Raw genomic sequence first — 9,515 nt, 5'->3', positions numbered from 1 at the left:
CTCTGCTGTGCCCCCGCTTTGTCGGTGGGGGCGCCCCCCCGCCCCCCAGCGCCCGGGGGGCCCCTTCTCTCGTCCTCCCTGGTGAACACCTCTACCAGCCAGGACGAGAACGAACCCGTCACCGCACCCAGGAGGGCCAGACCGCAGATCATCATCCCGACCGCGATCAGCCGCCCCAACGGGGTCACGGGTGTGACATCGCCGTAGCCGACCGTTGTCAACGTCTCGGAGGCCCACCACAGGGCATCCCCGAACGTCCGGATCGTCGCCCCCTGCGCTCTGTGCTCCGTCTGGTAGACGGTGAGCGCGCCGGCATAGCCGAGCAGGACGGCTCCCGTTCCCGCGTAGGAGATGACCCGCGCGTGGAGACTGAGCTTCGGGGTCTCCCGGCGGCTCTGCACTGCGGTGTAGACCTTGAGCAACCGCAGTGGGCGCAGCAGCGGAAGGATCAGGACCACGGTGTCCAGCCACTGCGCCCGCAGGAAGCGCCGGAGCCGCTGACGGCTCAGCCGGAGCCGCACCAGGTAGTCCGCCGCGAAGACCGCCCACATCAGCAGAGCCACCGACAGGGCGAGATCGCGCCAGACCCGATCTGCGTCCGGGGCCAGTGCGATGACGGAGTACGCCGCCACGAAGACCAGCGAGGCCCAGAACAGCGGCAGCTCGACGCGCCGCTCGTAGCGCTGGAGCGGGGTGCCCGCGTCATCGACGTCCATCGGCACAGCATCGCCCGGAGCCTGCCGGGCTCTGCCCCGGCGACACGCTCCGAACGGTCGAAGTCATATGCTGCACCACATGACGAGTGAGCCGGAGCAGCAGATCGGAGTAGGGACCCAGGACGCCTTCCAGCGTCTGTGGACCCCCCACCGGATGGCGTACATCCAGGGGGAGAACAAGCCCACAGGACCGGGGGCCGAGGACGGCTGCCCCTTCTGCTCCATCCCCTCGAAGTCCGACGAGGACGGGCTCGTCATCGCGCGCGGTGGGAGCGTGTACGCGGTGCTGAACCTCTACCCGTACAACGGCGGGCATCTGATGGTGGTGCCCTACCGGCACGTCGCCGACTACACGGACCTCGACGAGACGGAGACCGTCGAGCTCGCGGCGTTCACCAAGCGGGCGATGACGGCGCTGCGCACGGCATCCGGGGCGCATGGATTCAACATCGGGATGAACCAGGGATCGGTGGCGGGCGCCGGCATCGCCGCCCACCTGCACCAGCACGTGGTGCCCCGCTGGGGCGGCGACACCAACTTCATGCCGGTGGTCGGGCACACCAAGGTGCTGCCCCAACTCCTCGCCGACACGCGGAAGATGCTCGCGGAGGCTTGGCCGCAGGACTGACCGGGCGTGGTGCCGCCCGCGGTACTCACGGCGGCACCACGCATCCAGGGGGCTACGCGTCGTAGACGTCGGCCTTGCGAGGCATCGGGTCCTGCACCATCCCGCTGACGATCAGGGAGCGGTTGCTGAAACGCTCGGTATCCACGCCGTTCTCCTCCAGCACCCGCATCGCCGCGGCGTGTGTCACCCGCAGCACGGGGGTGGCCGCGCGCATCGCGTCATCGGCCATGAACCGGTGCCGCCAGGGCTTGTCCGCCCATGCGTGCCGCAGCCCGAAGGGCTCCGGGAGGACCAGCTTCCCGCCGATGAAGTCCAGCAGTGGCGGGTACCAGGAGAACGGCGCCCTGACCATCTGGCGTACCACCTCGCGCGTCGTCACCAGCGGCAGGGTCCGCGTCTCGGTCTCCCAGAACCGCACGGTCTTGGCGACCTCGACGGTCTTCGGCGCCGGCTTGGTGGTGAACAGGGAGTGCACCGGGCCGAGGGCGTGGCCGGTCACCTCGATCCGCAGGGTCTCGAACAGTACCGTCACAGTGATCATCATGGTGATCACCAACTGGCCGTCCCAGAGGGTGAACTGCACTCCCAGATAGTGCCGGTTGCCACTGCCGAACTGCTGGTGGTCGCACATGCGCTGGATCTCGTGGCGTCTGACCTGGTACCTGTTGTCCACGTCCTGGCCCTCGGGCCGTGCCACCTCCGTCGCGCCCTCTCCGACGGGTACCACGACCCAGTGCTTCACCGAAGGGGCCGGGAAGCCGCCCGTGTTCAGCGGGCCGCGTTGGAGCAGGGTGAGCTGGTCGTGGATCACCTTGATGACGTCCCAGCTGCGGAACTGGTGGAACTCCTTGGCCGGTGCCTTCGCCACCAGCTCCTCCGCGAGCTGCCAGCTGCCCCAGCGGGTGCCCATGCCGAGTATCCCCTTGGGGCCGGCGTAGAACACCGAGTTGGCGTGCTGCTCCGCCGTCAGCAGTTCGAGTCCCTGGCGCAGCTGCTCGGCCGCCGTTTCGTTCGGGTGGCCGGGAACGGCCTCGGGGACCTTCGCACCGATTCCACCGCCGGAGAGCAGGCTGTCCCAGCGCTCGCGCATGTCCTTTGCCGTAGCGAGGCAGATCCGCTTGGCGAGCCACCAGCCGATCACCGGGGCGATGATCATGCCGCGCAGGTAGTAGCCCCAGAAGCCGGTGAACGGCAGCTTGAGGAGGAAGATCACCCCCAGCAGGGCCAGCCCCGCCATCAGCGCCCCGCCCAGCGCGCCCAGCCGCTTGTTCTGCGCCCCGGCGACCATCCGGCGCAGCCCGAACGCTCCCATCCACAGCAGCATCCCGGGCAGGAACAGCAGCCCGAACACCGCCATGATCATGGTGAGTTTGGCGTCCCGCTGCCTGCGGATGCCGTTCGCGGCCAGGGCGTGCTCGACCACGGTCTGCGGCTCGGTACCGAAGGACTGGATCAGCGGTTTGCGCGCGCCGCCGAGCAGCCGTACCTGGACCGCCCGGGAGAACGCCTCGCCCAGGTTCGGCTCGAACAGCTTGATCTTCGGCTTGACCACCTTCGATTCGTGCCACTCGCTGTTGGCCTTGAGTATCTCGGCGAGTTCGCTGTCCCGGTACGCGGCCGAGGCGAGCGCGTGCGTCGCCGCCGTCTGCCCGGCCGCACCCTGGAGCGGGACCTGCGCCCCAGGAGAGAAATCAAATGCCTGCTCCGCCACCCCACCCGCCCCCATCGCCGCATCCGCGGTAGTCGCCGAAACCGTCGGCACTGCGACCTGTTCCCCACCACCGTGCCCCGCACACCTTCCGAGCTGGGCACCCCAGCGTAGCGAGGACGCGCTGTATCCGCCTCATCACCATGAAGTGCCGCCCGCCGCAAGGGGATACGGCGGACGGCACGCACAACTCCTAGGCGGCCTGCGTCTCTTCCCTGACCCTGCCTGCCAACTGCGGTGGCATTGCCTCGTGTCGGGCGTATGAGCGGTCGAAACGACCCGTACCATGCGAGATCGACCGCAGATCGACCGCGTACCGCCCGATCTCGATCTCGGGCACCTCTGCTCGTACGAGTGTCCGACTGTGGCCTGCCTGTTCTGTGCCGACCACCCGGCCCCGGCGGCCCGACAGATCGCTCATGACCGCGCCCACATACTCGTCGGGCACCATCACCTGCACCTCGGCCACCGGCTCCAGCAGATGGATCCGGGCGTCGGCCGCCGCCTCACGCAGCGCGAGCGCGCCCGCCGTCTGGAACGCGGCGTCGGACGAGTCCACCGAGTGCGCCTTGCCGTCCAGCAGCGTCACCCGCACGTCCACCAGCGGGTAGCCGGCCGCCACCCCCTTCGCCGCCTGCGCCCTGATGCCCTTCTCCACGGACGGGATGAACTGGCGCGGCACCGCGCCGCCCACCACCTTGTCCACGAATTCGATTCCCGAACCGGCCGGCAGCGGCTCGACCTCGATCTCGCAGATCGCGTACTGGCCGTGTCCGCCGGACTGCTTCACATGACGGCCGCGCCCCGCCGACCGCTCGCCGAACGTCTCCCGCAGCGACACCTTGTGCGGCACGACGTCGACCTGTACGCCGTACCGGCTGCGCAGCCGCTCGAGCGCCACATCCATATGGGCCTCGCCGAGACACCACAGCACCACCTGGTGCGTGTCCTGGTTCTGCTCCAGCCGCATCGTCGGATCCTCGGCGGCCAGCCGGGACAGGCCCTGCGAAAGACGGTCCTCGTCCGCCTTGCTGTGCGCCTGGATGGCCAGCGGCAGCAGCGGGTCCGGCATCGCCCACGGCTCCATCAGCAGTGGATCGTCCTTGGCCGAGAGCGTGTCGCCGGTCTCCGCCCGCGACAGCTTCGCGACACAGGCCAGGTCACCCGCGATACACGCGTTCATCGTGCGCTGCTGCTTGCCGAACGGGGAGGTCAGCGCCCCCACCCGCTCGTCCACGTCATGGTCCTCGTGGCCGCGGTCCGTCAGCCCGTGCCCGGAGACATGAACCGTCTCGTCCGGGCGCAGCGTCCCCGAGAACACCCGCACCAGCGACAGGCGTCCCACATAGGGGTCGGACGCGGTCCTGACCACCTCGGCGACCAGCGGCCCGTCGGGATCGCAGCTGATCGTAGGCCGGGGCACGCCGTCCGGGGTCGTGACGGCCGGTGCCTCCCGCTCCAGCGGGGTCGGGAACCCGCCCGTGATCAACTCCAGCAGCTCGACGGTGCCGAGCCCCTGCTTCCCGCCGTCCGCGGCGGGTGCGGCGAACAGCACCGGATGGAAAACGCCCCGGGCGACGGCCTTCTCCAGATCCTCGATCAGCGTCTTGAGGTCGATCTCCTCGCCGCCCAGATAGCGGTCCATGAGGGTCTCGTCCTCGCTCTCCGCGATGATCCCCTCGATGAGCCGGTTCCGTGACTCCTCGATCAGCGGCACCTGCTCCTGCGCGGGTGCCTGCTCCGCGCGGGCCCCGCCCGAGTAGTCGAACAGCTTCTGGGTCAGCAGCCCGGTCAAACCCGTCACCGGGGCGTGCCCGTCGGCGGCCTCGGGGCCGTACAGGGGCAGATAGAGCGGCAGCACGGCATCGGGGTCGTCGCCGCCGAAGATCTGGCCGCAGATCCGGGTGAGGTCGTCATAGCCGGTGCGTGCCGTGTCCAGGTGGGTGACCACGATGGCCCTCGGCATGCCCACGGCCGCGCACTCCTCCCACACCATCCGGGTGGAAGCGGCCACGGCATCGGCCTCCTGGGCCGCGGAGACGACGAAAAGGGCCGCGTCCGCGGCTCGCAGACCGGCCCTCAGTTCCCCGACGAAGTCGGCGTATCCGGGGGTGTCCAGCAGATTGATCTTGTACCCGCCCCATTCGACCGGGACGAGGCTGAGCTGTACGGAACGCTGCTGGCGGTGCTCGATCTCGTCGTAGTCCGAGACCGTCCCGCCGTCCTCGACCCGGCCCGCCCTGTTGACCGCTCCCGCGGTCAGCGCGAGGGCCTCGACCAGCGTCGTCTTGCCCGAGCCGCTGTGGCCGACCAGCACCACATTCCGTACGGATGAGGGCCGGTCGACCGTCGTAGCCCTGCCGGCGGCTCCGGGGTGTGCGTTTGCCTTGTCGCCCATGATTCGTTCCTCCCGACTGCGTGCACGGTGAGGTGGGGGGTGAGATGGGGCGCGGACCCGGGGGCGCCGTGTCGGGGAGACCCCCGGCCGGAACGAACAGACGCTCCGGCACCTGCCCGCGGTGGTCTTTCGAGCTTTCCACTCCCTTCACGGCGCGTCCATACGTCGTACGTGACCGGGGGAGTCCACCTGCCCGGGAACGCCGCGACTACGATGGGCCAGCCGGTGGCCACCAGGGCCGCACGGCCCACCGAACCCCGGGAAGGCCATGCTGAACAAGTACGCGCGTGCGTTCTTCACGCGTGTCCTCACGCCGTTCGCCGCGTTTCTGCTCCGCCGGGGGGTGAGCCCCGACGCGGTCACCCTCATCGGCACGGCAGGGGTGATGGTCGGCGCGCTGGCGTTCTTCCCGCGCGGAGACTTCTTCTGGGGGACCATCGTCATCACCCTGTTCGTGTTCTCGGACCTCGTCGACGGGAACATGGCGCGTCAGGCCGGGATCTCCAGCCGCTGGGGTGCCTTCCTCGACTCCACGCTCGACCGGGTGGCGGACGGGGCGATCTTCGGCGGATTCGCCCTCTGGTACGCGGGCGAGGGCGACAACAACATGATGTGCGCTGTGGCCATCTTCTGCCTGGCCAGCGGCCAAGTCGTCTCGTACACCAAGGCACGCGGCGAGTCCATCGGACTGCCCGTCGCGGTGAACGGACTGGTCGAGCGAGCCGAACGGCTGGTCATCTCACTGGTCGCGGCCGGTCTCGCCGGGCTGCACGCCTTCGGCGTGCCGGGCATCCAGGTCCTGCTGCCGATCGCGCTGTGGATCGTGGCTGTCGGGTCGCTGGTGACCCTGGGACAGCGAGTGGTGACGGTACGCCGCGAGGCGGCGGAGGCGGACGCGGGGGCGTCGCCGGAGGGGAACGGGGCTGCTTCATGAAGGAACGCCTGACCGACGCGCTGTACGGACTTGGCTGGTCCGCAGTCAAGAAACTCCCCGAACCCGCAGCGACCGGACTCGGCCGGAGCATCGCCGACACCGTCTGGAAGCGCCGCGGCAAGGGCGTGCTGCGCCTGGAGTCCAACCTCGCCCGGGTCGTCCCCGACGCCGGACCCGAGCGTCTCGCCGAACTCTCCCAGGCCGGAATGCGCTCCTACATGCGCTACTGGATGGAGTCCTTCCGGCTGCCCACCTGGGACCGGGAACGCGTCAGACGCAGCGTCCACATCAATGACGTCCACCGGCTCACCGACGGCATCGCCTCGGACCGCGGCGTCGTGCTCGCGCTGCCCCACATGGCCAACTACGACCTCGCCGGGGTCTGGGTCACCCGCGCCCTGGACACTCCGTTCACCACGGTCGCCGAACGCCTCAAGCCCGAGAGCCTCTACGACCGGTTCGTCGCCTACCGCGAGTCCCTCGGCATGGAGGTACTGCCGCACGTCGGCGGCTCCGCCTTCGGCACCCTCGCCCGCCGGCTGCGCGAGGGCGGCCTGGTCTGCCTGGTCGCCGATCGCGACCTGTCCGCGTCGGGCATCGAGGTGAAGTTCTTCGGCGAAACGGCCCGGATGCCGGCCGGACCCGCCCTGCTCGCACAGCAGACCGGTGCCCTGCTCCTGCCCGTCACCCTCTGGTATGACGACACCGACGTCATGCAGGGGCGTGTCCACCCGCCCATCGACGTACCCGAGACAGGTACCAGGGCCGAGAAGACGTCTGCCATGACACAGGCGCTGGCGGATGCCTACGCCACCGGAATCGCCGAACACCCGGAGGACTGGCACATGCTCCAGCGTCTTTGGCTCGCGGACCTAGAGGAGCCGCGGGCATGAGGATCGGCATCGTCTGCCCTTACTCCTGGGACGTACCCGGAGGCGTGCAGTTCCACATCAGGGACCTGGCGGAGCATCTGATCCGGCTGGGCCACCAGGTGTCCGTGCTCGCCCCCGCCGACGACGACACCCCGCTGCCGCCCTATGTGGTGTCCGCCGGCCGCGCGGTGCCCGTGCCCTACAACGGCTCGGTCGCCCGGCTCAACTTCGGCTTCCTCTCCGCGGCACGCGTACGGCGCTGGCTGCACGAGGGCACCTTCGACGTCATCCACATCCACGAGCCTGCCTCGCCCTCGCTCGGTCTGCTGACCTGCTGGGCGGCCCAGGGCCCGATCGTCGCGACCTTCCACACCTCCAACCCGAGGTCGCGGGCGATGATCGCGGCATACCCGATCCTCCAGCCCGCGCTGGAGAAGATCAACGCCCGTATCGCGGTCAGCGAGTACGCCCGCCGGACGCTGGTGGAACACCTGGGCGGCGACGCGGTCGTGATCCCGAACGGCGTCGACGTGGACTTCTTCGCCAAGGCGGAGCCCAAGGCCGAGTGGCAGGGCGGGGATGCCCCCGGCAAAGCCAGAGGGGGCACCATCGGCTTCATCGGCCGCATCGACGAGCCCCGCAAGGGCCTGCCGGTACTGATGAAGGCCTTCCCGAAGATCCTCGCCGAGCGCCCGGAGACCCGGCTGCTGGTCGCGGGACGCGGCGACGAGGAGGAGGCGGTCGCCTCCCTCCCCGCCGAGATGCGCTCACGCGTCGAGTTCCTCGGCATGGTGAGCGACGAGGACAAGGCGCGGTTGCTGCGCAGTGTCGATGTCTACGTCGCCCCCAACACGGGCGGCGAGAGCTTTGGGATCATCCTGGTCGAGGCCCTCTCGGCGGGCGCGCCGGTGCTCGCCTCCGACCTGGACGCCTTCGCCCAGGTCCTGGACCAGGGCGCGGCCGGCGAGCTCTTCACCAACGAGGACGCGGACTCGCTTGCCGCGGCGGCGGTACGGCTGCTGGGCGACCCGGCACGACGCGAGGAGCTTCGCGCACGGGGCAGCGCGCATGTGCGGCGCTTCGACTGGTCGACGGTCGGCGCGGACATCCTCGCGGTGTACGAGACCGTAGCGGATGGGGCGGCGTCGGTGGCGGCGGTGGAACGGTCGGGCCTGATGGCCCGCTTCGGCCTAGCCCGCGACTAGTACTCCAGCCGTACTTCGTGGTTTGACCTGGGGAAACGTCGGGCGGTGGGAGTAGCGGGCAGAACCCGTCCGTGAACGGCACTCTGCCCGCTACTGTCCCCCTCGGTCGGCCCCTTGTGGACGTACTGGAACGAGACTGGCCACGGCATCGACGGCCTCCGCCGTCGTATCGTGCGCCTCGGCCCGTCCGGCCGTCTCCGCGCTGCCGACCGGGCCGTCTCCGCCCTACCGTGCGTTCAGCACGGACGCGACGACTCTGCCCGCCGGCCCGCTGCCGTAGCCGCCGGACTGGACGACCGAGCCGGCGGCCAGGTCGTCCGCGTAGCCGGTGAACCAGCTGTTGGAGTCGCTCTGCCCGTCGACCTCGGCCGACCCGGTCTTGGCTCCCTTGTCGCCGCTGACCGCGGACATCGCCTTGGCGGCGGTGCCGTCGGTCGCGGCGGCGCCCATCAGGCTGCGCAGGGTGGCGGCCATGTTCCCGGGCAGTGGCTGGGCGGTGGTCAGCTCGCCCTTGATCATCTCCCTGGGCACGATCACCGGCTGGCGGAACGCGCCGTTTTTCACGGTCGCCGAGAGGGAGGCGATGCTGAGGGCGTTCATGGTGACCTTGCCCTGGCCGATGTAGGAGGCGGCCGTCTCGGGGCCCTTCGAGACCGGGATGCGGGCGTCGGTGGAGACGATCCCGATGGACCACACCCCGCCCAGGCCGAAGTACTTGCGGGCCGTCTGGCTCAGGGCGATGTCCTCCACGCCCTTGGCGTTCAGCGGGCCCAGCGCCTTCATGAAGAAGGTGTTGCAGGAGCGGCGGAAGCTGTCCCGGAAGGTGCCGTTCGCGATGGAGAAGTGCTTGTTGTTGTGGAAGGTCCGGCCCGACCAGGTCACCTCCTTCGGACACTCGACCGGGGAGGTCGGTCCGCCGACCAGGCCGTGCTCCAGCATCATCGCCGCGGTCACGACCTTCATCGTGGAGCCGGGGGCCTGCGCCCCCTCCAGCGCCACGTTGAACCCGCCGGCCGGGCTGTTGGCGACTGCGCTGATCTCGCCGGTGCTGGGC

Annotated in this window: 8 protein-coding genes; 4 read left to right on the top strand and 4 right to left on the bottom strand. The window is 69.8% G+C overall.

What is annotated here, in order from left to right; translation table 11 throughout:
- Nucleotides 1-716 (bottom strand): potassium channel family protein (locus ACFWI9_RS30660; protein WP_387167442.1); only part of this gene is annotated, 716 nt, incomplete at its 3' end.
- Nucleotides 717-783: 67 nt separating this feature from the next.
- Between ACFWI9_RS30660 and ACFWI9_RS30655 the strand changes: the two genes are divergently transcribed.
- Nucleotides 784-1,344 carry an HIT family protein gene (locus ACFWI9_RS30655; RefSeq protein WP_387167438.1) on the top strand — a complete coding sequence of 187 codons (561 nt, stop codon included), beginning with the start codon at nt 784-786 and terminating at the stop codon, nt 1,342-1,344.
- A 52-nt stretch (nt 1,345-1,396) separates the two neighbouring features.
- Here the strand turns inward: ACFWI9_RS30655 and ACFWI9_RS30650 are convergent, their stop codons facing one another.
- Together ACFWI9_RS30650 and ACFWI9_RS30645 are read right to left on the bottom strand one after the other, a co-directional pair.
- Nucleotides 1,397-3,070 carry a hypothetical protein gene (locus tag ACFWI9_RS30650; RefSeq protein ID WP_387167445.1) on the bottom strand — a complete coding sequence of 558 codons (1,674 nt, stop codon included), beginning with the start codon at nt 3,068-3,070 and terminating at the stop codon, nt 1,397-1,399.
- Nucleotides 3,071-3,245: 175 nt separating this feature from the next.
- Nucleotides 3,246-5,450 (bottom strand): elongation factor G-like protein EF-G2, encoded by a 2,205-nt coding sequence (locus tag ACFWI9_RS30645; protein WP_387167435.1) that lies wholly within the window; start codon nt 5,448-5,450, stop codon nt 3,246-3,248.
- Between the two features lie 268 nt (nt 5,451-5,718).
- Here ACFWI9_RS30645 and pgsA point away from each other — a divergent pair, with 268 nt between their 5' ends.
- The 3 genes from pgsA to ACFWI9_RS30630 are packed head-to-tail and all read left to right on the top strand — an operon-like array spanning nt 5,719 to nt 8,461.
- Complete coding sequence (gene pgsA / locus ACFWI9_RS30640; protein ID WP_387167432.1) at nt 5,719-6,384, top strand: phosphatidylinositol phosphate synthase; 666 nt, start codon at nt 5,719-5,721, stop codon at nt 6,382-6,384.
- Nucleotides 6,381-7,277, top strand: a complete 897-nt coding sequence (locus ACFWI9_RS30635; protein WP_387167428.1) for a phosphatidylinositol mannoside acyltransferase — start codon at nt 6,381-6,383, stop codon at nt 7,275-7,277. The genes pgsA and ACFWI9_RS30635 overlap by 4 nt, the downstream gene beginning before the upstream one ends.
- A complete protein-coding gene (locus ACFWI9_RS30630) occupies nt 7,274-8,461 on the top strand; it encodes a glycosyltransferase family 4 protein (RefSeq protein WP_387167425.1) in 1,188 nt (395 codons plus the stop codon). Before ACFWI9_RS30635 ends, ACFWI9_RS30630 begins: the two co-directional genes overlap by 4 nt.
- A gap of 225 nt (nt 8,462-8,686) precedes the next feature.
- On the opposite strand, the gene ACFWI9_RS30625 is transcribed toward ACFWI9_RS30630, so the two are convergent.
- Nucleotides 8,687-9,515, bottom strand: an 829-nt coding sequence (locus ACFWI9_RS30625) for a penicillin-binding transpeptidase domain-containing protein (protein ID WP_387167421.1), incomplete at its 5' end; no start/stop codon positions are given.

This window comes from Streptomyces sp. NPDC127084 (genome assembly GCF_042724175.1).
Classification (GTDB): Bacteria; Actinomycetota; Actinomycetes; order Streptomycetales; family Streptomycetaceae; genus Streptomyces.
The sequence above is the reverse complement of the archived record's forward strand: the minus strand, read 5'-3'. Positions and strand labels throughout refer to the sequence as shown.